This is a genomic window from Methylobacterium sp. JK268 (assembly GCF_054052225.1).
The window spans coordinates 329,267-352,398 of the sequence record NZ_JBSVZN010000002.1 but is presented as its reverse complement, the minus strand read 5'-3'; the positions used below and the strand labels follow the sequence as shown (position 1 = coordinate 352,398).

The 23,132-nt window shown below is 70.1% G+C and carries 26 protein-coding genes and 1 pseudogene; 16 read left to right on the top strand and 11 right to left on the bottom strand.

The features are described from left to right. From nfi to ACW9J6_RS03585, 4 genes are all read right to left on the bottom strand, one after another. Nucleotides 1-666: a deoxyribonuclease V gene (gene nfi, locus ACW9J6_RS03600; protein WP_457115050.1), complete on the bottom strand. Its 666-nt coding sequence runs from the start codon at nucleotides 664-666 to the stop codon at nucleotides 1-3. Beyond that, complete coding sequence (gene ychF, locus ACW9J6_RS03595) at nucleotides 666-1,763, bottom strand: redox-regulated ATPase YchF (RefSeq protein WP_457115049.1); 1,098 nt, start codon at nucleotides 1,761-1,763, stop codon at nucleotides 666-668. Before ychF ends, nfi begins: the two co-directional genes overlap by 1 nt. A gap of 72 nt (nucleotides 1,764-1,835) precedes the next feature. Then, nucleotides 1,836-2,447, bottom strand: coding sequence for an aminoacyl-tRNA hydrolase (pth, locus tag ACW9J6_RS03590; RefSeq protein ID WP_457115048.1), 612 nt, complete (start codon nucleotides 2,445-2,447; stop codon nucleotides 1,836-1,838). A gap of 85 nt (nucleotides 2,448-2,532) precedes the next feature. Beyond that, the gene (locus ACW9J6_RS03585; protein WP_457115047.1) at nucleotides 2,533-3,186 is read right to left on the bottom strand and encodes a 50S ribosomal protein L25/general stress protein Ctc; all 654 of its coding nucleotides are present in this window, start codon (nucleotides 3,184-3,186) and stop codon (nucleotides 2,533-2,535) included. Between the two features lie 298 nt (nucleotides 3,187-3,484). Between ACW9J6_RS03585 and ACW9J6_RS03580 the strand changes: the two genes are divergently transcribed. The 5 genes and pseudogenes from ACW9J6_RS03580 (at nucleotide 3,485) to ACW9J6_RS03560 (ending at nucleotide 6,012) form a co-directional block, all read left to right on the top strand. Continuing rightward, on the top strand, nucleotides 3,485-3,997 hold the full coding sequence (locus ACW9J6_RS03580) for a retropepsin-like aspartic protease family protein (protein ID WP_457115046.1): 513 nt from the start codon (nucleotides 3,485-3,487) through the stop codon (nucleotides 3,995-3,997). A 500-nt stretch (nucleotides 3,998-4,497) separates the two neighbouring features. Beyond that, nucleotides 4,498-4,650 (top strand): hypothetical protein, encoded by a 153-nt coding sequence (locus tag ACW9J6_RS03575; RefSeq protein ID WP_457115045.1) that lies wholly within the window; start codon nucleotides 4,498-4,500, stop codon nucleotides 4,648-4,650. A gap of 130 nt (nucleotides 4,651-4,780) precedes the next feature. After that, nucleotides 4,781-5,488, top strand: a complete 708-nt coding sequence (locus ACW9J6_RS03570) for a sulfite exporter TauE/SafE family protein (RefSeq protein ID WP_457115044.1) — start codon at nucleotides 4,781-4,783, stop codon at nucleotides 5,486-5,488. Nucleotides 5,489-5,661: 173 nt separating this feature from the next. Beyond that, nucleotides 5,662-5,799, top strand: a pseudogene (locus ACW9J6_RS03565) (transposase); the annotation flags it as partial. Nucleotides 5,800-5,814: 15 nt separating this feature from the next. Then, on the top strand, nucleotides 5,815-6,012 hold the full coding sequence (locus ACW9J6_RS03560; protein ID WP_457115043.1) for a hypothetical protein: 198 nt from the start codon (nucleotides 5,815-5,817) through the stop codon (nucleotides 6,010-6,012). A 100-nt stretch (nucleotides 6,013-6,112) separates the two neighbouring features. On the opposite strand, the gene ACW9J6_RS03555 is transcribed toward ACW9J6_RS03560, so the two are convergent. From ACW9J6_RS03555 to ACW9J6_RS03545, 3 genes are all read right to left on the bottom strand, one after another. Beyond that, complete coding sequence (locus ACW9J6_RS03555; protein ID WP_457115042.1) at nucleotides 6,113-6,814, bottom strand: TadE/TadG family type IV pilus assembly protein; 702 nt, start codon at nucleotides 6,812-6,814, stop codon at nucleotides 6,113-6,115. After that, the gene (locus ACW9J6_RS03550; RefSeq protein ID WP_457115041.1) at nucleotides 6,811-7,395 is read right to left on the bottom strand and encodes a TadE/TadG family type IV pilus assembly protein; all 585 of its coding nucleotides are present in this window, start codon (nucleotides 7,393-7,395) and stop codon (nucleotides 6,811-6,813) included. The genes ACW9J6_RS03555 and ACW9J6_RS03550 overlap by 4 nt, the downstream gene beginning before the upstream one ends. A 90-nt stretch (nucleotides 7,396-7,485) precedes the next feature. Then, complete coding sequence (locus ACW9J6_RS03545; RefSeq protein WP_457115040.1) at nucleotides 7,486-7,971, bottom strand: pilus assembly protein N-terminal domain-containing protein; 486 nt, start codon at nucleotides 7,969-7,971, stop codon at nucleotides 7,486-7,488. Nucleotides 7,972-8,307: 336 nt separating this feature from the next. On the opposite strand from ACW9J6_RS03545, the gene ACW9J6_RS03540 reads away from it, so the two are divergent. The 9 genes from ACW9J6_RS03540 to ACW9J6_RS03500 all read left to right on the top strand — a co-directional run bounded on the left by ACW9J6_RS03540 (nucleotide 8,308) and on the right by ACW9J6_RS03500 (nucleotide 17,361). Further along, on the top strand, nucleotides 8,308-8,475 hold the full coding sequence (locus ACW9J6_RS03540; RefSeq protein ID WP_457115039.1) for a Flp family type IVb pilin: 168 nt from the start codon (nucleotides 8,308-8,310) through the stop codon (nucleotides 8,473-8,475). Between the two features lie 239 nt (nucleotides 8,476-8,714). Beyond that, complete coding sequence (locus ACW9J6_RS03535) at nucleotides 8,715-9,221, top strand: A24 family peptidase (protein ID WP_457115038.1); 507 nt, start codon at nucleotides 8,715-8,717, stop codon at nucleotides 9,219-9,221. Between the two features lie 161 nt (nucleotides 9,222-9,382). Beyond that, the gene (cpaB, locus tag ACW9J6_RS03530) at nucleotides 9,383-10,189 is read left to right on the top strand and encodes a Flp pilus assembly protein CpaB (protein ID WP_457115037.1); all 807 of its coding nucleotides are present in this window, start codon (nucleotides 9,383-9,385) and stop codon (nucleotides 10,187-10,189) included. Between the two features lie 38 nt (nucleotides 10,190-10,227). Further along, nucleotides 10,228-11,709 (top strand): type II and III secretion system protein family protein, encoded by a 1,482-nt coding sequence (locus ACW9J6_RS03525; RefSeq protein ID WP_457115036.1) that lies wholly within the window; start codon nucleotides 10,228-10,230, stop codon nucleotides 11,707-11,709. A gap of 23 nt (nucleotides 11,710-11,732) precedes the next feature. Further along, nucleotides 11,733-12,482 carry a CpaD family pilus assembly protein gene (locus ACW9J6_RS03520; RefSeq protein WP_457115035.1) on the top strand — a complete coding sequence of 250 codons (750 nt, stop codon included), beginning with the start codon at nucleotides 11,733-11,735 and terminating at the stop codon, nucleotides 12,480-12,482. A 69-nt stretch (nucleotides 12,483-12,551) separates the two neighbouring features. Then, a complete protein-coding gene (locus tag ACW9J6_RS03515; RefSeq protein ID WP_457115034.1) occupies nucleotides 12,552-13,796 on the top strand; it encodes an AAA family ATPase in 1,245 nt (414 codons plus the stop codon). A 106-nt stretch (nucleotides 13,797-13,902) separates the two neighbouring features. Then, nucleotides 13,903-15,357 (top strand): CpaF family protein, encoded by a 1,455-nt coding sequence (locus tag ACW9J6_RS03510; protein WP_457115033.1) that lies wholly within the window; start codon nucleotides 13,903-13,905, stop codon nucleotides 15,355-15,357. Then, complete coding sequence (locus ACW9J6_RS03505) at nucleotides 15,354-16,322, top strand: type II secretion system F family protein (protein ID WP_457115032.1); 969 nt, start codon at nucleotides 15,354-15,356, stop codon at nucleotides 16,320-16,322. Before ACW9J6_RS03510 ends, ACW9J6_RS03505 begins: the two co-directional genes overlap by 4 nt. Before the next feature lie 73 nt (nucleotides 16,323-16,395). Beyond that, nucleotides 16,396-17,361 (top strand): type II secretion system F family protein, encoded by a 966-nt coding sequence (locus tag ACW9J6_RS03500; protein ID WP_457115031.1) that lies wholly within the window; start codon nucleotides 16,396-16,398, stop codon nucleotides 17,359-17,361. A gap of 48 nt (nucleotides 17,362-17,409) precedes the next feature. Here ACW9J6_RS03500 and ACW9J6_RS03495 read toward each other — a convergent pair whose 3' ends face one another. After that, nucleotides 17,410-17,955 (bottom strand): superoxide dismutase family protein, encoded by a 546-nt coding sequence (locus ACW9J6_RS03495; protein WP_457115030.1) that lies wholly within the window; start codon nucleotides 17,953-17,955, stop codon nucleotides 17,410-17,412. Nucleotides 17,956-18,034: 79 nt separating this feature from the next. On the opposite strand from ACW9J6_RS03495, the gene ACW9J6_RS03490 reads away from it, so the two are divergent. Together ACW9J6_RS03490 and ACW9J6_RS03485 are read left to right on the top strand one after the other, a co-directional pair. Beyond that, on the top strand, nucleotides 18,035-18,778 hold the full coding sequence (locus tag ACW9J6_RS03490; RefSeq protein ID WP_457115029.1) for a TlyA family RNA methyltransferase: 744 nt from the start codon (nucleotides 18,035-18,037) through the stop codon (nucleotides 18,776-18,778). Then, nucleotides 18,775-20,040: a class I SAM-dependent RNA methyltransferase gene (locus tag ACW9J6_RS03485; protein WP_457115028.1), complete on the top strand. Its 1,266-nt coding sequence runs from the start codon at nucleotides 18,775-18,777 to the stop codon at nucleotides 20,038-20,040. The genes ACW9J6_RS03490 and ACW9J6_RS03485 overlap by 4 nt, the downstream gene beginning before the upstream one ends. A gap of 501 nt (nucleotides 20,041-20,541) precedes the next feature. On the opposite strand, the gene ACW9J6_RS03480 is transcribed toward ACW9J6_RS03485, so the two are convergent. From ACW9J6_RS03480 to ACW9J6_RS03470, 3 genes are read right to left on the bottom strand one after another with little or no spacing between them, the layout of a single operon-like run. Then, nucleotides 20,542-21,267, bottom strand: a complete 726-nt coding sequence (locus ACW9J6_RS03480) for an SOS response-associated peptidase (RefSeq protein WP_457115027.1) — start codon at nucleotides 21,265-21,267, stop codon at nucleotides 20,542-20,544. A 2-nt stretch (nucleotides 21,268-21,269) separates the two neighbouring features. Then, entirely contained in the window at nucleotides 21,270-22,265 is a 996-nt protein-coding gene (gene corA / locus ACW9J6_RS03475) for a magnesium/cobalt transporter CorA (protein WP_457115026.1), read from the bottom strand. Between the two features lie 9 nt (nucleotides 22,266-22,274). Continuing rightward, nucleotides 22,275-23,129 carry an SDR family oxidoreductase gene (locus ACW9J6_RS03470; RefSeq protein WP_457115025.1) on the bottom strand — a complete coding sequence of 285 codons (855 nt, stop codon included), beginning with the start codon at nucleotides 23,127-23,129 and terminating at the stop codon, nucleotides 22,275-22,277. Nucleotides 23,130-23,132: the final 3 nt, after the last annotated feature.

Genomic DNA, 23,132 nt, shown 5'->3' with positions numbered 1-23,132 from the left:
TCAGCCGAAGGCGCCCGCCGCCTTGTGCGCCTGCCGGATCGGCTCGGGCAGGCGGTATTTCGGCGCGCAGGCGAGCACCAGCGCCACGGCGCTCGGGATGTCGGCGCGGTGGCCGGGCGAGATGAAGAGCGGGTGGGTGCCGGTCCGGGTGCGCACCACCGCGCCGATCGTCTCACCCCGGTGGATCAGGGGAACGTGGGCGCCCTTCTCGTCGGGCAGCGGCGCGTTATGGCCGACGAGCCGCGTCTTGCCGCAGCCGATCGTCGGCCGTTCCAGCCACAGGCCCATATGCGAGGCGATGCCGATGCGGCGGGGATGCGCGGTGCCCATGCCGTCGAACAGGAAGACGTCCGGCCGGGCTTCGAGCCGCCCGAGCGCCTCCTCCAGCACCGGCCCCTCGCGGAAACTCAGCAGCCCCGGCACGTAGGGGAAGGGCGTCGGCCGCTCCGCCGTCACCGTCTCGACGATCCGGAAATCCGGGAAGGTGGAGACGACGATCGCCGCGTTGGAGCGGTTCTCCTTGACGCTGACGTCGACGCCCGCCACGAGCCGGATCGCCGAGAGGTCGAGCGGGCGATCCGCGATGATCTCGGCGGCGAGGCGCTGCTGCAGGGCGACCGCCTCGCCCGGGGTGACGTCCCAGGGGTGGCGCGGGTGGAGCTCCATCAATTCGCGAAGCGGAAATGCAGCACGTCGCCGTCCTGCACGAGGTACTCCTTGCCTTCGAGCCGCAGCTTGCCGGCCTCGCGCGCGCCGGCCTCGCCCTTGAGCCCGACATAGTCGGCGTACGCGATGGTCTCGGCCCGGATGAAGCCCTTCTCGAAATCGGTGTGGATCACGCCCGCCGCGGCCGGCGCCCGGGTGCCCTTGGTGATGGTCCAGGCGCGGGCCTCCTTCGGCCCGACCGTGAAGTAGGTGATGAGGCCGAGGAGATCGTAGCCCGCGCGGATCACCCGGTTGAGGCCGGGCTCGGCGAGGCCGACCGCCTCCAGGTACTCCGCCTGCTCGACGGGGGGCAGCACCGCGATCTCGCTCTCGATCTTGGCCGAGACCACCACCGCCTTGGCACCCTCCTCCGCGGCCCGCGCGAAGACCGCGGCCGAGTGGGCGTTGCCGGAATCCGCCGATCCCTCCTCGACGTTGCAGACGTAGAGCACGGGCTTGGCCGTCATCAGGCCGAGCTGCGCGAACAGGCGCTCCTCCTCGGGCTTGCGCGCGACGAGGCGCGCGGGCTTGCCGTCGCGCAGGAGCGGCAGCGCCCGCTGCACGAGGTCGAGCACCTCCTTGGCCTCCTTGTCCGCACCCTTGGCCTTCTTCTCGAGGGCGGTGAGGCGCTTCTCCAGGCTGTCGAGGTCGGCCAGCATCAGCTCCGTCTCGATCGTCTCGATATCGGCGATCGGATCGACCTTGCCCTCGACGTGGGTGACGTCGCCGTCCTCGAAGCAGCGCACCACGTGCGCGATGGCGTCGACCTCGCGGATATTGGCGAGGAACTGGTTGCCGAGCCCCTCGCCCTTGGAGGCGCCGCGCACGAGGCCGGCGATGTCGACGAAGGTCAGCCGGGTCGGGATGATCTCCCGCGACCCCGCGATCTGCGCGAGCGCGTCGAGGCGGGGATCGGGCACCGCCACCTCACCGACATTCGGCTCGATGGTGCAGAACGGGTAGTTCGCCGCCTGGGCGGCCGCCGTCTGCGTCAGCGCGTTGAAGAGCGTCGACTTGCCGACATTGGGCAGGCCGACGATGCCGCATTTGAAGCCCATGGTTCCAGTCCCGAGCGGTGGAGCGGCCGGCGGCCGGCTCGGCTCCCGTGGTTGCGTTCACGAGCGGTCGTATCAGGCCGGCTTGCCCCCGACGCCCTTCACCTCATTCCACCCCCGCCCCTCCAGGGCGAGGTGGACCTTGTTCTGGAAGCTCGCATCCTCGCCCGCGGCAAGGAGCGCGGCGTGGTCGGCGAGCGCGTCGCAGAGGTCGTCCACCCAGGGGCGCTCGGCTTTGGCGAAGTCGTTGAGCACGTAGGCGTGCACCAGCGCCTTGTCGCCCGGATGCCCGATCCCGAGGCGCACGCGCCAATACTCGTTGCCGCACAGCGCCGTGATCGAGCGCAGCCCGTTATGGCCGGCATTGCCGCCGCCCTTCTTCACCCGCACCTTGGCCGGGGCGAGGTCGAGTTCGTCGTGGAACACCACCACGTCGTCGAGGGCGATCTTGTAGAAGCGCTGCGCCTCCGCCACCGCGCGGCCGGATTCGTTCATGTAGGTTTCGGGCTTGAGGAGCAGCACGCGCTCGCTCCCGACCAGCGCCTCGCTGGACTCGCCCTGGAACTTGCGCCGCCACGGGGCCGCGCGGTGACGGCGGGCGACCGCGTCGAGCGCCATGAAACCGATATTGTGCCGGTTGCCCGCGTAGCGGGACCCGGGGTTGCCGAGGCCGACGAACAGCCGCATGGCGCGTCAACGCTCCCAGAATGGAAAAAGCGCCCCGGCCGGGCCGGGGCGCTGCGCGTGGCTGGGGGGCCGAGCCGCGAGGGGCTCAGTCCTCCTTCGCCGCCTCGGCGGCCGATTCGGCCCGGGCGGCCTCCGCCACGGCAGCTTCCTCGGCCTCGACCTCGGCGCCGAGGGTGGTCGGCGGCACGATCGTCGCGACGGTCTCGGACGGGTCGAGGGCGAGGCTCGCGCCGGCGGGCAGGGCCAGGTCGGAGACGTGGACGGCGTCGCCGATGTCCTTGCCGGTCAGGTCGACATTCACCGCGTCGGGAATGGCGTCGGGCGAGACGTCGAGGGTGAGCGTGTGCAGGACCACGTTGAGCGTGCCGCTCTTCTGCTTCAGGCCCGGCGCCGCGTCCTGGTTCACGAAGTGCACCGGCACCTCGACCTCGACGCTCTGGCCCGCCACGACGCGCAGGAAGTCCACGTGCAGCGGCGTGTCCTTGACCGGATCGAGCTGGTAGTCGCGCGGGATCGCCCGGATCTTGCGGCCGCCGACCGTGATCTCGAACACGGTGCTCTTGAAGCCGCCGCCGTAGATCAGGTGGTGGGTCTGGTTGGCGTCGAGCGAGATCGACTGCGGCGACTGGTTGCCCCCGTAGATGACGGCGGGGACGCGGCCCTGGCGACGAACGGCCCGGGCGGCCCCCTTGCCGACCCGGTCGCGTGCCACGGCCTCAAGCGACTTCACGGCGCTCATGGCGTGATCCTCAAAAACAGTGATGTGAGTGGCTCAAACGCCGAAGGCCGCCCGTTGCGGAGCGGCCCTGTCAACCGACGTCGCCGCGCCCCGGCCTCCAAGGGTGTCCGGTGGCGCGGGAGCGCACTTAGCAGTGCCCGGCGCGCAAGGCAAGGCGCGCGCGGTCCCGCGTCCTTTCGCGGATCCGCGCAAGGGCGCCGAAACCACATTCCGGAATCGCCCGCGACGGCCCGACGCCGCGCTGGCAATCGGTAACGCTGCCGGGTCAGGGTAGCCCATCGCCCGCCGGAAGACGCGCATGAGCCGTCCCATCTACTGGGCCCTCGGGGTCCTCGCCACGTCCATCTGCTTCGGCAACGGCGCCGCGACGCGGATCGCCTCGGCCCTGCACGCGGCGCCGCCGCGCGAGGAGGCGGCCCTGGCCACCGATCCCGACGGCGCCCCCATCGTCACGCTCCAGCAGGACTGGAGCGGCCACTACACCGTCCATCCCATGGTCGACGGGCACCGCACCCGGATGATGGTCGATACCGGCGCCACGCTCTGCGCCTTCACCTTCGAGGACGCGGAGCGCGCCGGGCTGCGCCTGACGGAGCGGGACTTCACCAAGCCGATGTCGACCGCGAACGGAGTGGTGCGCGGGGCTCAGGTGCGCATCGCGGAGATGCAGGTCGGGGGCATCACCCTGCACGGCGTGGAGGCGGTGGTGCTGCCGCGCGGACGGCTCGACATCAGCCTCCTGGGGATGTCGTTCCTGCGCCGCCTGCGCAGCTTCGAATCGGCGGCCGGCCGCCTCACGCTCAAGGGCTGATCCACGGGCGGCGCGATCGAAGCCATCGGTGCCTTCGGTCGTCGGCGGTGTCGCCGCGACCGGCGGATCGCAGGGCGTTCGGGTTCGCCGAGACCTCGTCCTCGTCGTCGCGTCGGCACGTCGCGGCCGGCGCGGGTATGCCGCGGGGCGCTTGATCGGACATCGTCTGTTTGCCGGATCGCCAGTCGCTCAGCCTTGCCCGGAGCGATCATCGTGGGTGGTTGTGGGTCGGTCCTCAGCGGAGCGCTATTCTTTTATTCCTAGAGTTCAAGCAGAAGGACGGGCTGTGGCAGTATCGTTGCCTAAGCCATGGCGTATCCGTCATTCGGATGATGCTCCGGCTCCGGAATCCGCTTAGAATCGTAGTATCAGGGAGGAACGAGTACACGATCTGGGCATTGAGAGGCTCAGCCTCCGCCCGGTACACTCGCGCGCATTGCTGCCCCTGCGGCGTGCGTCACCGTGAGAACAGGCGATTGTTTTGATGTGAGGAGGCTCCCATGAGGGTCGTGCTCATCGTCGCGCTCGTCCTGGTTTGGGTCACCCAGCTTGAGGCGTACTTTCGGGGTCCATTGGACGCACCAGACACGAGCGGTGCCGAGAGCCTGGAGGGCTATCCGACGCTGGCGACCTTGGTGAGCGATGAAGACTAGCGCCGGAGCGCGCCGTCTTGGGCTGCGAACCGCCGTCGAAGGTCAGCGTGCCCCGCTCATTGCTCTCGCCGGAGCTTTCGGCGCTTGCCTCGTCGCGTCTGGCGGCGAGGAGACGCCCGCGGCGTCTGTGATGCTGGCCGTGACCATTGCCTCGGCCATATCCAGCATCGCGGGCTTCGCCTTCTCCGCGATCTGCGGCGCGATCGTCTTTCATCTCTCGGCCAATCAGGTGCAACTCGTCGAGACAATGATCGTTTGCAGCGTCGCCAATCAGTCCGCGATGGTCTGGGCGATGCGCCGTGATATCGAGTGGCGCCGCCTGAGGCCCTTTCTCCTCGGTGGCTTCGCGAGCCTGCCGGTCGGGGCCTGGATCCTGCTGAACGTTGCGCGCCAGACCTACGTGCGTTGGCTCGGCGCCTTTCTCATCGTCTACGGCACCTACATGCTGCTGCGGCGGCCAGTGGTCATCCAGCGCCAGTCCGAAGCCTGCGACGCGCTGGCGGGCGTGCTCGGCGGCATCACCGGCGGTGCGATCGGATTTCCAGGCGCATTCGTCACCATCTGGTGTGGCTTCAAGGGCTGGAGCAAGGAACAGCAGCGAGCAGTCTTCCAGCCATTCATCCTCTTCATGCAGGTTGGTGCGCTGGTCTTAATCGCGGCGCTGAATGCCGGGCCGCACGGCCGAATCAGCGTCGATTGGGGCGACCTGCTCTGCGTGCCCGGCTCGCTCCTGGGGACGGCCGTCGGGATGCACCTCTACCGGCGCCTGTCCGACACGCACTTCGCGATCGTCGTGAATGCGTTGCTGATCGTGTCGGGTCTCAGTTTCGCGATCTGAGAGACCTTTTTCACAACAAGGTAACAGGAATCCGCGCGGGCAGAGGGCGGGATTCATGCTCGGGATGGGGACCGAGCCGAGACGTGGCCGGATGGACGAGACTGCCAGGACGTCGAAGCGGTACCTGTCCGACCTGACGGACGAGGCGTGGGCGCGGATCGCTCCCTCCATGCCCCCGATCGAGCCTGGGCGGGCGGCCGCGGCGCGTGGACCTGCGCGAGGTCGTGACCGCTTCGCGTCACCTCGTGCGCTCGGGCTGCGGGTGGGAGATGCTGCGGGCCGAGTTCGGCCCTTGGCGGACACTCTCCTAGTGGGTCCGCCGCCAGATGAGGCGTTTTCCGTTCCAGACCCTCCGCGACCTCGCCCTGATGGGCGACCGGCAGCGGGCAGGCCGCGAGGCGAGCCCCTCCGCGACCGTCCTGGACAGCCCGTCGGTCAAGGCGCCGGCGCCCGGAGCCATGCGGGACGACGTTGCCGCCAAGACGGTGACCGGTCGCGAGCGCCACATCGCCGTACGACGCTGAGGACCTTCGATCGTCCCCGGAAAGCCGCCCGTCACGCGCGGAGCGGCACGCTCAAGGCACCCGCGACTGCGCCCCCAGATCCCCTCCGGGAGCGGTCACTCTATCCCTGATAGGTCGCCGGACAGGGGGAGCCCACGCCCGTCCCGTTCGGCAGCGTCACCTCCGGGCCGTCCCCGTAATACTGGGTGCCGTTGCGAACCGGCCAGGGAATCGTCTCGGTGAGCGCCTTCAGTTGGGTGGCGTTGTAGAAGCTCGAACCGAGCAGCGGCGTGTAGGTCATCGTCAGCTCGACCTGGATGTAGCGGGCATTCTGGCGCTTGTACGCGTCCGGAGGCACCGGCGCGGCCGTCGACGCAAGGGGGGACAGCGTGCTCGGGTCGCTCGCGCCGCTCGCCTGCGTGCCGGAGCACACCGACACCTGTGTTCCGGCGGAATCGTAGACGCCGATCGCCTTGAAGGTGAAGGTGGCGTTCGATGCGTCGTAGGGCTGGATGACGGCCTTGGCCGCCTTCACGATCGTCTGAAGCGTGGTCGTCGAGACCTGATCCTGCTCGCGCGCAACCAGGTCGGCCATCGTCCGGGCCGCGAGCGTGACTTTGCGGCTGGTGTTGATGTAGCGCGTGAGCTCCGTTGCACCGAAATAGAGCGCCAGCATCACCGGGAGGATGAGGGCGAACTCCACCGCCGCCACCGCGTCCTCGCCGCGCATCAGGCGGCGCGCGGCATCCGCGAGATGGCGATCCGCTCGGCGCGCCGCCGCGTCGCGATCCGGCGCGGGGGGGATCCAGGCACGTCCCGTCATGACTTGTACGGCTCCGTCCGGAATGCAACCGAAGATTGCAGGATCCGCTGGTTGGTGCCGAATGTGGCCGGACTGACCATGCTGAAGAAGATCGGGAAGGGCACCGCCGCCTGGACGAGCACGATCTTGCCCGGGCCCGGCTGCGTGCCGACGTTGTCGCCCGTGGCGTCGCCGTAATGCGTCCCGAACCCGGTCGTCCAGGTCTTGGTGCTCGGGTCCACGGGCTGCAGCGTCGCGAAGCTCCCCGAATCATCGAGGGTGCGGATGTCGACCTTGACGTCGTCGCAATTGAACAGCGTCACGCGATTGGCGCAGAGGTTGTTCTTGCGGAACGCGTCGAGGGCCTGGGCGGCGGTGGCGCCGGCCTGCCCGTTCTGGAAGCCGCCGGTGTAGATGCTGCGGGCGGCGTCCGACACCGCCGCGTCGAGGAGCTGGCCCGCGAAGAACACGATCGCCGTCTCCATGATCGCCGCCAGGAGCCCGAAGAACGGGATCGCCACCAGGGCGAATTCCACCGCCGCGACGCCCTGCCGGGCGCGGGCGAATCTTCGGAACCGGGTGAGGAACGCGAACGACGCCATGGCAGAGGATCCGATTGCGGCGCGAACCGCGCCCGACCTACCCTGAAGCCATAGGCCGAAAGGTTTGCCGAACCGTTGACCCGAGGTCCGCTATTTGGCGGTTGCGAGGGCGTTGCGCTGACCGGCCTGCCCCGTCACCTCGGTGAAATACTTCGCGGTGTCGCCGAGCTGCGCGGTGGGCTGGCAGGCCGGCGTGCACGAGTAGGATTCCCGATCCAGGCCCCGCTGCACGGTCACCACCGAGGTCGTGGCCGCCTGCACGCTGATGAAGGATTCGGCGAGCATCCCGCCGGCCTGATCGAGTGCGATCAGGTTGGTGGTTCCGAAGCTCTTGCCCGTCAGGATGACGATCCCGTTCCTTTGAAGCGACACGTCCGCGATGATCGGGTTGCCGACCACCACGGTGGCCGTCTTCTCGGGCAGCCGGATGATCTTGGCGTTGTCGACCGAGACGACGACCACGGAGCCCTCACCGGCCGGCTCCCGGGCGCCGGCCGCCGCGGGCAGGGCGGCCAGGGCCAGCGACAGCCCCAGGGCGGGGACGGCACGCGTGCGGCGACGAACGGGCGCGGGCATCAGATGGGCCTCGGCGGCGGACAGGTCTCAGGACTCCTCCATGCCGCAAGGATGGTTTCCGAAGCCCTAATCACCGGCCTGCGCGATCGCGGAATTCCCGACCGGCCGGGTCCGTCGGGAACCGACCATGGTCGCCGCGCCGTCGTGGCACTCCGCCCGGGCAGACCCCCGACACCGATCGTTAACCATCGGCCGGCATGCGATGCCGACATCGTTCCTTGGGCATCGCTTTAACTCAACCTCAACGGCCGTGGACTAGGTTGCGGACAGTTCCGCTCGGCGGTGAGGTCGCTGGTCGACGGAATGAAACCGGGAACGAGTGCGAGGAACTAAGCCATGAAGACCATGCTGAAGCGTTTCGCGACGGACGAGAGCGGTGCCACCGCCATCGAGTACGGCCTGCTCGCGACCCTGATCGCCGTTGCCCTGATCACCGCGGCGGGCAGCGTCGGCACCAACCTGAGCTCCATGTTCAACAAGGTCGCCGGCAACCTGAACCGCTGAACCACCCGCGGTTCGGGGCATCGTCCGGCGGACCGCTCCTGGGCCGTCCGCGAGCCGATCGGTTCGCGCGCGCCTCTCACCGGCATCGCCCGGCGCCTGCGCCGGCGTGATTCCGGAGCGGCGCGGATGGCCGCCCGCACGACAGCCGGGGCCCACGCAACCGGCGGGCGCGGGACATGCTCCTCGACGGGATCCGGCCCATGGGCCGGGCCCCCTCCCGGATTCGAGATATCGCGTCCATGGCCAGCCTGACCCTTCTCGTCATCTTCCCGTTCCTCATGGCCTACGCGGCCGCGAGCGACCTTCTGACGATGACAATTCCGAACACGCTGTCCCTCGGACTGGTCCTGCTGTTCCCGGTGGCCGCATTCACCCTGGGGATGCCGGTTGCCGAGGCCGGATCCCACGTCGCGGCCGGCGGCCTGACGCTCGCCCTGACCTTCGGGCTGTTCTGCGGCGGCCTCATCGGAGGGGGCGATGCGAAGCTCGCGGCGGCGACGGCGCTCTGGCTCGGCTTCGAGCCGCTCGCCGACTACGTTCTCGTGTCCTCGCTCGCGGGCGGGATCCTCACGATCCTGATCCTGCAGCTGCGGGTGCATCCCCTGCCCCGCCTCGCGGCGGGCTGGCCCTTCGCGCTGACCCTGCACGATCGGCGCACGGGCGTCCCCTACGGGATCGCGCTGGCGGTGGCGGCCCTGGTCGTCTGTCCTACCGCGCCGATGTGGCGCGCCCTCCTCGGGGCGTAAACGCTCCGCGCGCGCCTGCCCACTCGGCATCCCGTTCCTGAACAGGGCCGGACGCGCGCCCGAAACGGTTGAGAGCAAACGATTAACCTTAATTTGAGGAATGGATGGTCTGGTGATGGGGCCGACGGCGCTCTGCCGTTCGAACCCTCACCGGTTGGTCCATGAAGTCCTCTCGCGCGCTCCTCATCGGCATCGCCGCCGCGACCGGCCTGGCGGCGTTCTACATGATGAGCGGCAGCCCGCCCCCTCCCCCGCCGCCCGTCGTGGTCGCTGCCGCCCCGGCCGCTCCCGAGACGGTCGACGTGCTGGTCGCCGCGGCGGACCTGCCGATGGGCCAGACGCTGAAGCCCGCCGACCTGCGCTGGCAGGCCTGGCCCAAGGGCGCCGCGGGCGATGGCTACATCCAGCGCCAACAGAATCCCCGCGCCCTCGAGGACACGGCCGGATCCTTCGTCCGCAACCCGTTCCTGGTCGGCGAGCCGATCCGCCGCGAGAAGCTGATCCGGGCCAATGGCAGCGGGTTCCTGTCGGCGATCCTGCCCTCGGGGATGCGCGCGGTGGCCATCTCGATCGACGCCCGCGGCAGCAACACGGCGGGCGGGTTCATCCTGCCCAACGACCGCGTCGACGTCCTGCGCACCTACCGCGACGACGAGGCGTCGCGCTCCACGACCTCGGACGTCCAGGTGTCCGAGACCATCCTGCAGAACGTGCGGGTGCTGGCGGTCGGTCAGACCGTCCAGGAGCGCAACGGCGAGCGGGTGGTCACCGGCGACACCGCGACCCTCGAACTCACCCCGGCCCAGGCCGAGCAGATCACGCTCGCCCAGAAGGTCGGGCAGCTCTCGCTCGCCCTGCGCAGCCTCGTGGATGCCGGCTCCACCCAGGCCGAGGCGCCGGAGCCGCAGAAGGAATCCGCCCTGACCGTCGTTCGTTACGGCGTCTCCCGCCAGGTGCCGCGCCGGTGAGCAGGCACCCCGACGGACGCGCCCAGAGAGCCCGCCCCATGACGAGATTCTCCCCCTCGCGCTCCGCGCGCGCGCTCCTGACGGTCCTGGCGGCCGGGCTCCTCGGACCCGGCGGACCGGCGCGGGCCGAGAAGGCTCCGGCCATCGCCGCGCCCGTGCTGGCGATCGGAGCGCAGGACGCCGCGATCGCGCGCCGCGTGGACGTCACGCAGGGCCGCTCCCTGGTGATCGACCTGCCGCGCGACGCCAAGGAGGTCTTCGTCGCCAACCCCAAGGTCGCGAACGCGGTGGTGCGCTCGACCCGCAAGGTCTTCATCATCGGCGTCGAGAACGGGGCCACCTCGATCTTCGTGATGGATGCCGAGGGCCGCCAGATCGCCGCCCTCGACGTGACGGTGGGCCGCGACCTGAACGTGCTGCGCCAGACGCTGGCGTCGAGCATCCCGAGCGGGCACTTCGACATCCGGCCGGCCGGCGATTCGGTGCTGCTCACGGGCACGGTCGCCTCGGCCGTGGAGGCGCAGCAGGCCATCGACATCGCCAACGCCTTCGTGGGCATCGGGGGCGGCGGAACGCCGGGCCGCGGCGCGGTCATCAACAATCTCACGATCCGCGGCAAGGACCAAGTGATGCTCCGCGTCACCGTCGTCGAGGTGTCGCGGACGGTGCTCAAGCAATTCGGCGTGAACATGAGCGGGAGCTGGTCGAACCTGTCCCTCGCCAACGTGACGCCGCTCGCCCTCAACGGCGACCGTTTCCCAACCGGAAACAGCCTCGAAGCCACGGTGACGGGATCGGGCGGCGCCACCCTGAAGGCGACGCTGCGGGCCTTCGAGCAGGCGGGCGTGTCGCGCATCCTCGCCGAGCCCACCCTGACCGCCATCTCCGGCGAGGCCGCCAAGTTCACGGCCGGCGGCGAGATCGCCGTCCCGTCCGGCCTGAGCTGCACCGCCGCCGCCACCGGCACCGCCAGCACCTGTACGCCGGGCATCACGTTCAAGTCCTACGGCGTCGCGCTGAACTTCACGCCCGTGGTGCTGAGCGAGAACCGGATCTCCATCCGCGTCGGCACCGACGTCACCGAGATCGACCAGCAGAACGCCTACAGCTACTCGATCGGCGGGGCGACGACCGCGGTGCCCGGCTTCACGGTCCGCAAGTCGGAGACGACGATCGAGGTCGCCTCGGGCGCCACCATCATGACGGCGGGCCTGATCCAGCAGAAGAACCGCGCGGCCGTCACCGGCCTGCCCGCCCTGATGAACCTGCCGGTCCTGGGCGCCCTGTTCCGCTCCCGCGACTACCAGCGCGACGAGACCGAGTTGATGATCATGGTCACGCCGTTCATCGCGAAGGCGATGGAGCCCGCCCAGGTGAAGCGGCCCGACGACGGCTTCGTCGACGCCACCGACACCCAGGCGATCCTGCTCGGGCGCTTCAACCGGCTCTACGGCGTGGTCGGCGCGCAGCCCCTCGCCCACAAGTCCTACCGGGGCCGGTTCGGCTTCATCACGGACTGATCCCCCTTCCGGCCCCCACACGGATGCCCGCGATGATCCGAACCTTCCGCCCCGCCCTCCTGCCCGCCGCGCGGGCGCTGAGCCTCGCGGCCCTCGCCCTGTCCCTCGGCGCCTGCGTGTCGAACGGGGTCGCCACGACCGGGTCCCTCGGGCCGACGACGGTCGAGGCGCGCCACCCGATCCTCCTCGCCGACGGCACCCGCACCCTCGACGTCTTCGTCACCGGCGTCGGGCACATGGACCCGCGGCAGGCGGAGGACATCGACGCGTTCCTGACCGAATTCCGCCGCTACGGCCGGGGTGTCCTGGTGATCGAGGTGCCGCGGGGCGCCCAGATTCCGGGCCCGGCCGTCGCCCGCACCGCCGCGATCCTGCGGACCCGCGCGCTCGCCCGTGGCGTCCCGGACCGGGCTCTCGTGATCGCGCCCTATCCGGTCGCGAATCCCGCCGTCGCCGCGCCGCTGCGCATGAGCTTCCAGCGCATGGAGGCGAAGGTCGGCTCGGCCTGCGGGTTGTGGCCCCAGGATCTGGGCGTCAGCGATTACAAGGGCGACATGCGCAACGAAACCTCGTGGAACTTCGGCTGCGCCTACCAGTCGAACGTCGCGGCGCAGATCGCCGACCCGATCGACCTCGTGCGCGGCCGCCAGGAGGGCCGCATCGACACCGTCGCGCGGACGCAGGACATCGAGAGCTTGCGGACCGGAAAGGATCCATCAACCAGTTGGAAGCAGGATGGACAGGCCAGCGTCAAGTCGCAGGTCGGTGGGTGACCTGCGGTCCACGGTACCGCGCCCGCGCAGCCGCCCCAGCCGATCGAGCGCAACTCCGCGAGCCTCTCCATGCCTCACAGGACCGACATGGCCGAACGGGTGATCGCGCCGGTGCCGCGCATCACCATCCAGGCCTTCTGCGAGACCTCCGAGGTCGCCGCCGTGATCGAGCAGGCGGCCGAGGACCGGCGCATGCAGAAGGCCCACCTCAAGGTGCAGATGGGCGGTGCACCGGCGGCCACGGAGGCGTTCCGGAGCGCGCCGACCCCGAACGTGCTTCTCATCGAGATGCAGGGGGGCCGCACGAGCCCGATCGCGCTGCTCGACGGTCTGGCGGAGGTCTGCGACCCCGGCACCAAGGTGGTGATCGTCGGGCACGTCAACGACGTGCTCCTCTACCGGGACTTCATCCGCCGCGGCGTGAGCGAGTACCTGATCGCCCCGATCGACCCGGTGTCCGTCATCGCGGCGATCTCCGACCTCTACGCGGAGCCCGGCGCCGATCCGCTCGGGCGGACGGTGGCGGTGGTCGGCGCCAAGGGCGGCGTCGGCGCCTCGACGCTCGCCCACAATCTCGCGTGGTCGATCGCCCGCGACCAGGGCACCTCCACGGTGATCGCCGACCTCGACGTGGCGTTCGGCACCGCGGGCCTCAACTTCAACCAGGATCCGCCGCAGGGCGTCGCCGAGGCGGTGTTCGCGCCCGAGCGGATCGACGCGAACTTCGTCGACCGGCTGCTGTCGAAGTGCACGGACAACCTCAGCCTGCTGGCGGCGCCCGCCACGCTCGACCGCACCAACGATTTCGGCGAGGGCGCCTTCGACGGCCTGATCGACATCCTGCGCGGCATGGTTCCGTGCATCGTGCTCGACGTCCCCCACATCTGGACGGCCTGGAGCCGCAAGATGGTGGTCGGGGCCGACGAGATCCTGATCGTGGCGGCGCCGGAACTCGCCTCCCTGCGCAACGCCCGCAACCTCGTGGACCTGCTGCGGCACGGGCGCCCCAACGACCGGCCGCCCCGGCTCATCCTCAACATGGTGGGCATGCCCAAGCGGCCGGAGATCGCCCAGGCCGAGTTCAGCAAGGCCCTGGACCTGCCGGTCACCGCGGCCGTGCCGTTCGATCCGGCCCTGTTCGGCGCGGCGGCCAATAACGGGCAGATGCTCGCGGAGCTGCAGGCCGGCGGCCGGGTGACCGAGATCGTCACCACGCTGGCCAGCGCAGTGACGGGGCGGGCGGAGACGAAGAAGTCCCGTCCCACCCTGCTGGACCCGCTCCTCGCCAAGCTGGTGAGGCGCAAGGCATCCTGAGCCCGGCGCGGCGCGCCGGGGTATCGATCTGACGCCGTGATGCCGCTCCGGTCGTGGCGGGTCGCGGAGCGTGCGGCGCGACCGGAGCGAAGGTGTCGCAGGACCCATGTTCGGCAGGAGACCCGGCGCGACGGCGGCCAAACCAGCGGCGATGCCCGTCGCCGCACCCGCCTCGCAGGCGGCGGCCGCCCCCGTCCTTCAGGACAGCGGCGGGTCGCGCCACGAGACCCCGAGACCCACCCCGGTGGTGGTCGAGGTCGCGCGCTCCGAGGATTACTACCGCACCAAGAGCATGATCTTCGGCGCGCTGATCGAGGCGATCGACCTCGCGCAGCTCGCCCGGCTGGAGGCCGACGCCGCCCGCGAGGAGATCCGCGACATCGTCACGGAGATCATCGCCCTCAAGAGCGTGGTGATGTCGATCGCCGAGCAGGAGGACCTGCTCGACGACATCTGCAACGACGTGCTCGGCTACGGCCCCCTGGAGCCGCTGCTCGCCCGCGACGACATTGCCGACGTGATGGTGAACGGCGCCAACCGGACCTACATCGAGGTTGCGGGCAAGATCCAGCTCACGAACGTGCGCTTCCGCGACAACCAGCAGCTGATGAACATCTGCCAGCGCATCGTCAGCCAGGTCGGCCGGCGGGTCGACGAAGCCTCGCCGATCTGCGACGCGCGCCTGCCCGACGGCTCGCGCGTCAACGTCATCGCGCCGCCCCTCGCCATCGACGGCCCCGCCCTGACCATCCGCAAGTTCAAGAAGGACAAGCTCACCCTCGATCAGCTCGTCCGCTTCGGCTCGATCTCTCCCGAGGGCGCCAAGATCCTGCAGATCATCGGCCGGGTGCGCTGCAACGTGGTGGTCTCGGGCGGCACCGGCTCGGGCAAGACGACGCTCCTCAACTGCCTCACGCGCTACATCGAGGACGACGAGCGGATCATCACCTGCGAGGACGCAGCGGAACTGCAGCTCCAGCAGCCGCACGTGGTCCGGCTCGAGACGCGCCCGCCCAACCTCGAAGGGCAGGGCCAGGTCACGATGCGCGACCTGATCAAGAACTGCCTGCGCATGCGGCCCGAGCGGATCATCGTCGGCGAGGTGCGCGGACCGGAGGCCTTCGACCTCCTGCAGGCGATGAACACCGGCCACGACGGCTCGATGGGCACGCTGCACGCCAACTCGCCCCGCGAGTGCCTGTCGCGCATCGAATCGATGATCTCCATGGGCGGCTACTCGCTGCCCTCCAAGACCATCCGCGAGATGATCTCCGGCTCGATCGACGTGGTGGTGCAGGCGGCGCGCCTGCGCGACGGGTCCCGGCGCATCACGCACATCACCGAGGTGATGGGGATGGAGGGCGACGTGATCACCACCCAGGATCTCTTCGTCTACGACGTGGTCGGCGAGGATCAGAACGGCAAGCTCGTCGGACGCCACCGCTCCACCGGCATCGGACGTCCGCGCTTCTGGGACCGCGCCCGCTACTACGGTGAGGACCGGGCGCTCGCCGCCGCCCTCGACGCGGCCGAGGTCAAGGACGCCGGGGTCGACGCATGACGAACGGCCAGGCCCTCATCGCCGCGCTGCTCCTGGCCGTCGCCGTCTCCGCCATCGTCTACGCGGTGGTGATCCCGCTGCTGCCGTCGGAGGCCCGCGCGGCCAAGCGCCAGAAGGCGATCGTCGGGCGGCGCTCGCCCATCGAACGGATCCAGAGCGTCAACCGCCGCGAGCAGGTCGCCAAGAGCCTCAAGGAACTGGAGGCGAAGGAGAAGAAGAAGCGGCCGAGCCTGGAGCTGCGCATCACCCAGGCCGGCCTGACGATGAGCAAAAACCAGTTCTACATCACCTGCGGCGTGCTGGCCGCCTTCACGGCCCTGGCCGTCTTCATCCTGAGCGAGAGCCCGCTCATCGCCCTCGGCCTCGCCTTCGCGGCGGGGCTCGGCGCGCCGCAATGGCTGCTCATCTACCTGCGCAAGCGGCGGATGGCGCGGTTCGTGCGCGAGCTGCCCAACGCCATGGACGTGATCGTCCGCGGCATCAAGTCGGGCCTGCCGGTGGGCGACTGCCTGCGCATCATCGCCCGGGAGGCGCCCGAGCCGGTACGCACGGAATTCCGCGTCCTCGTCGAGTCGCAGGCCGTCGGCGTCCCGGTCAGCGAGGCGGCCCTGAAGCTCTACGAGCGCATGCCGGTCTCCGAGGCGAACTTCTTTGCGATCGTCATCGGCATCCAGTCCAAGTCGGGCGGCAACCTCTCCGAGGCGCTCGGGAACCTGTCGCGCGTGCTGCGGGAGCGCCGCCGCATGGCCGAGAAGGTGACCGCCATGAGCATGGAGGCGCGCGCCTCCGCGGCCATCATCGCCTCCCTCCCCTTCGTGGTGGCGATCCTGTGCTGGTTCTCCAGCCCCGACTACATCTCCCTTCTGTGGACGACGCAGGTGGGCCAGATCGCCCTCGTCCTGTCCGGGATCTGGATGCTGGTGGGCGTGCTGGTGATGAAGCGCATGATCACCTTCGAGATCTAGCCGGACCGACGATGCCGCAGGATCCTCCCGCCCCCGACCGGCTTCCCCCCCGCCCCGCCCGGCGAGGCGCGGGATGCTAGGCCTCCTCCTCAACCTGATCGACCCGCGCTTCGTGGGCTCGCTCCTCGCCGCGGTGGCCGCGGCGGCGACCGCCTACACGCTGGTCCAGCCCTTCCTCGAACCCGATCGCCTCGCGCAGCGCATGAAGAGCGTCGGCGACGAGCGGGACCGCATCCGCCTGCGCGAGCGCGACCGGCTCAACCAGAAGGGCAGTCTGCGCCAGCAGCCCAAGGCCTACATGAAGCGGGTGGTCGAGCGCTTCCGGCTCGACAACTGGCTCGCCACGGAGGATGCGAAGAACCGCCTGCTGATGGCCGGCTACCGCGGCCCGCAGGCCGAGACCGCCTTCCTGTTCTTCCGCCTGATAATGCCGGTCGGTTTCTTCGTCGCCTCGACCTTCTACCTCTTCGTTCTGCACGTCCTGAACCAGCCGTTCTCGATCCGGCTGCTCATCGTGATCGCCTCGGTCTATGCCGGCGTGAAGGCGCCCGAGATCTTCCTCAAGAACAAGGCCGACAAGCGCCAGGCGGAGATCCGCAAGAACTGGCCGGACGCCCTCGACCTGCTGCTGATCTGCGTCGAGTCGGGTATGGCGATCGAGCATTCGTTCCGGCGCGTCAGCGTGGAGCTCGCCAACCAGTGCATCATCCTGGCCGAGGAGATGGCGCTCACCACGGCCGAGCTGAGCTACCTGAGCGACCGCCGGGTGGCCTACGAGAACTTCGCCCTGCGCACCGGGCTCGAATCCGTGAAGTCGGTCTGCACGGCGCTGATCCAGGCGGAGCGCTACGGTACCCCGATCGGCCAAGCCCTGCGCGTCCTGGCGCAGGAGAGCCGCGACCAGCGCATGAACGAGGCCGAGAAGAAGGCGGCGGCGCTCCCCCCCAAACTCACCGTGCCGATGATCCTGTTCTTCCTGCCGGTGCTGTTCGTGGTGATCCTCACCCCGGCCATGGTGCAGGTCTTCGGCAGCAAGTAGGGCGCCTCCTCCCGAGGCGCCCTCCCCGCCGCGAGGCGCGCCTGCCGCCTACTTGATCTCCGCGCAGGCGATCCGGGCGCCCGCATTGCCGATCGGCTGCGTGGTGTGGTCGTCCTCGTTGGCGTGGATCACCAGAGCGGAGCCGTCCGAATCCTTGAGGCCGCCCTCGCCGGTGAGCGGCGTCTCGCTCGACACCTCGGCATTCACCGAGCCGTCGGCATTCGCGAAGACGTTCGGCATGTCGCCCTCGTCGGGCCCCTCCGGGTTGAGCAGGCCGTGCTTGCTCGAATCGTGGTTCACGTGTCCCTTGGACAATTCGAACTTCGCGGTGTCCGAGCAGTTGGCGACGCTGTGGAAGTGAATCCCGTGCCAGCCCGGCGGGAGGCCGCCCGGCTGGATGGTGAGCCGCAGCACCAGCGCGTTGGCGCCGTCGCGGATCCGGATCCGGCCGATCGGCTCGCCCTTGGTGTTCACCACCGGCGCCTCGTAGACCTGCGGTGCGGCCGCCTGGGGCGCGGCCGTCTCGGCCTGCTGGGCCGCGGCCGGCGCCGCGGCGAGCGCCGCGACTGCGGCGAGCATCAATCCTCGGGTCATCGCCCTCTCCTCTGTCCGACCGTTAAGGTAAGGGAGGCGGCCGAGGTCGACAGGTCGGACCGGGCGGAAGGACGCGGAATTGAGCGAGGAGCGGGTGCGAGCCGATCGCCTCCTGGTGGAGGCAGGGCATTTCGAGAGCCGGGCGCGAGCCCAGGCGGCGATCGCGGCCGGGCTGGTGCGGGCGGACGGGGCGCCGGTGCGCCGGGCCTCGGACCTCCTGGCGCGGAGTGCGCGGCTCAGCGCCGAGGCGCCGCACCCCTACGTGTCCCGGGGGGGAGTGAAGCTCGACGCCGCCCTCGACGCCTTCGGCCTCGATCCCTCCGGACGGGTCTGCCTGGACGTCGGCGCCTCGACGGGCGGCTTCACCGACGTGCTGCTGCGCCGCGGCGCCACCCGGGTCTTCGCCGTCGATGTGGGACGCGGGCAGCTGCATCCGCGGCTCGCGAGCGATCCCCGCGTCGTCTCCCTGGAGGCGATTGACGCGCGATCGCTGGCGCCCCTGCCGGAGGCGCCGTCGCTCGCGGTGGTGGACGTGAGCTTCATCTCGCTGCGCCTCGTCCTGCCGTCCCTGCCGCCGCTGCTGGCGGCGGAGGCGGATCTCGTGGCGCTGATCAAGCCGCAATTCGAGGCGGGACGGGACCGGGTCGGGCGCGGCGGCCTCGTGAAGGACGAGGCCGTGCAGGCCGAGGTCTGCGCCGGCATCCGCGACCTCGTCGCGGCGTTGGGTTTCCGGGTGGCCGGGCCCATCGCCTCGCCCATCGAGGGCGGGGACGGCAACCGCGAGTTCCTGATCGGGGCCTCGCGCGGGGAGACGGGTGAATGAGCGAGGCCGAGCAGACCTTCCCGGTGGAGATCCGGCGCCTCGGCGCCCGGGGCGACGGCATCGCGGCGGACGGGCTCCTGGTGGCCGGGGCCCTGCCGGGCGAGACCGTGCGGGTCCGGCCGGAGGAGACCCGCGGCGGGCCGCCCCGCGCCCGGCTGGACGCGGTGCTCACCCCGTCTCCGGATCGCGTCGCCCCGTTCTGCCCCTATTTCGGCGCCTGCGGCGGCTGCGCGATCCAGCACCTCGCGCCCGAGCCCTACGCGGCCTGGAAGCGCGACCTCGTCGTGACGGCGCTGGGCCGGGCCGGGATCGAGGCGGATGTGGCGCCCCTGCGCGACGCGCACGGGGCCGGGCGGCGGCGCGCCACCTTCCACGTGCGGCGGATCGAGGGCGCGGCCGAGGCCGGGTTCATGGCGGCGCGAAGCCGCGCCCTGGTGCCGATCGACCATTGCCCGATCACCGAGGCGGCGCTGCATCGCGGGCCGGACGCGGCCCGGGCGCTGGCGCGGCCGCTGGGCGGCGGCGGAAAGCCTCTCGACGTCCAGGTGACCGCCACGGCGGGCGGGCTCGACGTGGATCTGCGCGGGCACGGCCCGGCGGACGGACGAGCGCGCCAGGCGCTGGTCGCGCTCGCGGGGGACCTCGACCTCGCGCGGCTCTCCCTCCACGGCGAGGTGCTGCTGGTGCGTCAGCCGCCCGTGATCCCGGTCGGCCGCGCGGTCCTGGTGCCGCCGCCGGGCGGGTTCCTGCAGGCGACCCGGGCCGGAGAGGTCCTGCTCGGTGACCTCGTGGTGGCGGGGGTCGGGACGGCGAAGCGCGTCGCCGACCTGTTCTCCGGCGCCGGCGCCTTCTCGCTGCGTCTCGCCGAGGCCCGCGCGGTGCACGCCGTCGAGGGCGACGAGGCGGCCCTCGCGGCCCTCGATCGGGCGGCGCGCGGCGCGACGGGCCTGCGCGCGGTGACGACCGAGCGCCGCGACCTCTTCCGCCGGCCGCTGCTGGCCCCGGAGCTCGACCGCTTCGACGCGGTGGTGTTCGACCCGCCACGGGCCGGCGCCGAGGCGCAGGCGGCGCGCCTCGCGGAGTCGAAGGTGCCGGTGGTGGTCGGGGTGTCGTGCGATGCCGGGACCTTCGCGCGCGATGCCGCCCTGCTGATCGCGGGCGGCTACCGGCTGGAGGAGGTCGTCCCCATCGACCAGTTCCGCCACTCGCCGCACGTCGAGGTCGTGGGCGTCTTCCGGCGCGAGGGCAAGCGGCGGCGGTGACGGGTGCCGATGGGGCGCGCGACGCCCCACCCTCCCGCGCAGAGGCTACCGTGTGCAGCCAGCTCCGAAAACTCTATCCCTGTCAGTAGGATAGATGAAACCATCGCGAGGCTTCCGAGGAGCGCATCAGGGCCAATCCGCGAGTATGCCCTGACGGCCTGATCGGCATTATTGGTCAAATATCCTGAAGTTTAACCAGATTTAATACGGCGATAAGAACACAAATGGGAGCACAAGATTCCATCAATGGCAATAAAACAACCTCCTCATGCTGAGGTGCGAGCGGAGCGAGCCTCGAAGCACCCCAGAGCATCTGGTCCAAGGCACCTTTTCTCTTGGATGAGCCGCCTGGGGTGCTTCGAGGCCGCTGCGCGGCACCTCAGCATGAGGATTGTCGCGCATTCCGGACGCGGTCGTTCGATGAGCCGGTCATCGAGATGTGTGCACACGGTCTCCGCAGAGGGGGGAGGGTTTAGAACCGCCGTCTCCGGACCAGCGCGATCAGAACAGCGTCCCCTGTTCGGGCAAGGCCGGCGGCGGGGAAGCGGGCGGCGTCACGGCCTCATCGCCCACCAGCAAGCCCGGATCGTCGTTGCGGTGGTCGTTCACGCGCCGGCTCGCGGCCGACAGCGTCAGCCATTCCTCCGGGCAGGGCCGGCACAGGGCGGCGGCCTGCCCGGCCTCCACCTCCCGCAGGTCGAGCCAGCGATCGACCGCCTCCGGCGGCAGGATCGCCGGCATGCGTTCGTGGAGGGCCGCCAGCGTCCCGTTGGCCGCGCAGGTGACGATCGCCGCCGTGTCGATCTCCGAGCCGTCGGCGCTGCTCGAGGTCTCCCACAATCCGGCGAGCGCCATCGGGCGCCCATCCGCGCGGCGGATCAGGAAGGGGGCCGCGCCCTTCGGCCCGCCGCGCCGCCACTCGTAGAACCCGTCCGCCAGGAAGACGCAGCGCCGGTAGCGCAGCGCGTTGCGGAAGCTCGGCTTCTCCGCCGCGGTCTCGATTCGGGCGTTGATGATCAGCGGGAAATCGGCCGGATCCTCCACCCAGGAAGGCAGGAAGCCCCAGCGCATCAGCACGAAGCGCCGCCGCCCGTGCTCGGCCGTCACCACCGCCACGGGTTGCGTCGGGGCCACGTTGTGGCGCGGCGGGAAGTTGGGCCGGTCCGCGTAGCCGTAGGCCTCGTGAAACACCTCCGGCGGCGACAGGATCACGAAGCGGCCGCACATCGCTAGAGCCAGCGCTTCCAGCGGAAGAAGGCGTAGGGCAGGATCGCCGCCACCACCATCATGACGATCGCCATCGGGTAGCCGTAGGGCCATTCCAGCTCCGGCATCGTCTTGAAATTCATCCCGTACATCGAGGCGATCAGGGTGGGCGGCATGAACACCACCGCCATGACCGAGAACAGCTTGATGATGTTGTTCTGCTCCAGGTTCACCAGCCCGAGGGTGGCGTCGAGCAGGAACTGGATCTTCCCGCTCAGGAACGTGGCGTGCTCTTCCAGGGACTGGAGGTCGCGCAGGGTCGAGCGCACCTCCTCGCGAACCTCGCGCGGCGCCTTGCTGGCCCGGTAGCTCGCCGAGAGCGAGAGCAGGATCCGCTCCATCGAGACCAGGCTCTCGCGCTGCTTCGACAGGAGGTCGTTGTGGCGCCCGAGCCCACGCAGGGTCTCCTGCAACTCGGCATTGCGCGCCCCCGGATCGTCCCGCTCGGCGAAGACCATGCGCGAGAGCCGGTCGATGCGCTCGCCCTGGAACTGGAGCACGTCCGCGGCGCGGTCGATCACGGTCTCGATCAGGCCCGACAGGATCGCCTCGCCGCCCAGCATCACGCCGGCGGGCCGCGCCGCCCGCAGCACGAACATCCGGAAGGCCTGCGGGTCGTCGTAGCGCACCGTGGCCAGCCGGTTGTCGCGCAGGATGAAGGTGACGCCGGTGAGCTTGGCGTCGTCGCTCTCCACCCGGCAGAGCAGACGCCCGGTCATGTAGCGGGCGCCGTTCTCCACGTAGAGGAGTTCCGAGGGCTCGATGTCCTGCATCTCCTCCCGGGTCGGAATGGAGATGCCCAGGAACGCCTCGACGCGGTGATCCTCCTCCCGGGTCGGCTCGACGAGGTCGATCCACAGGGTGTCGGTCGGGATCGGTTCGTGGGCGTCGAGCAGGCGGCGTTCGAGGAGCGGCTGCCCCGTGCTGGGGCAGGCGTTCGGCTGGTGGACAAAGATCAAGGGTGCGGCTCAGTCGAGGGCGTGGGGCGGAGGCAGGCTCGTATCCGGCACGAAGAAGTCGGGTGCAAGCGCCACGCCCGGTGTGACGCGGTAGTGTGAGAAGTCCGTGACGCCCTCCTCGGCGAGGAAGCTGTCGTCGATGAGGAAGCGGCCGGTGAAGTCGCGCGCGGTCTTGGTGAAGACGTGCCAGGCGGCGTCGGCCAGGATCTCGGGCGTGCGGCTCGCCTGCATGAGCGCGTCCCCGCCGAGCAGGTTCTTCACCGCCGCGGTGGCGATGGTCGTGCGCGGCCAGAGCGCGTTCACGGCGATGCCCCGGCGCCGCAGCTCGCCGGCGAGCCCCAGCACGCAGAGCGACATGCCGAACTTCGCCATCGTGTAGGCGAGGTGGGGGGCGAACCACTTCTCCTGCATGTCGAGGGGCGGCGACAGCATCAGGATGTGCGGGTTCTCGGCCTTCTCCAGGTGCGGGATCGCGAATTTCGACACCATGTAGGTGCCGCGCGCGTTGATCTGATGCATCAGATCGAACCGCTTCATCTCGGTCGCCGGCGTGTTGGTGAGCGAGATGGCGCTGGCGTTGTTGACGACGATGTCGAGCCCGCCGAAGCGCGCCGCCGCGGCCTCGATCGCCTCGCGAACCTGCGCCTCCTCGCGTACGTCGACGACGAGCGGCAGCGCGGTGCCGCCCGCCTTCTCGATCGCCTCAGCGGCGCTGTGGATCGTGCCTTCGAGCTTGGGATGCGGCTCGGCTGTCTTCGCGGCAATCACCACGTTCGCCCCGTCGCGGGCCGCCCGCAGGCCGATGGCGAGACCGATGCCCCGCGAGGCCCCGGTGATGAACAGCGTCTTGCCCTTGAGCGACATGGC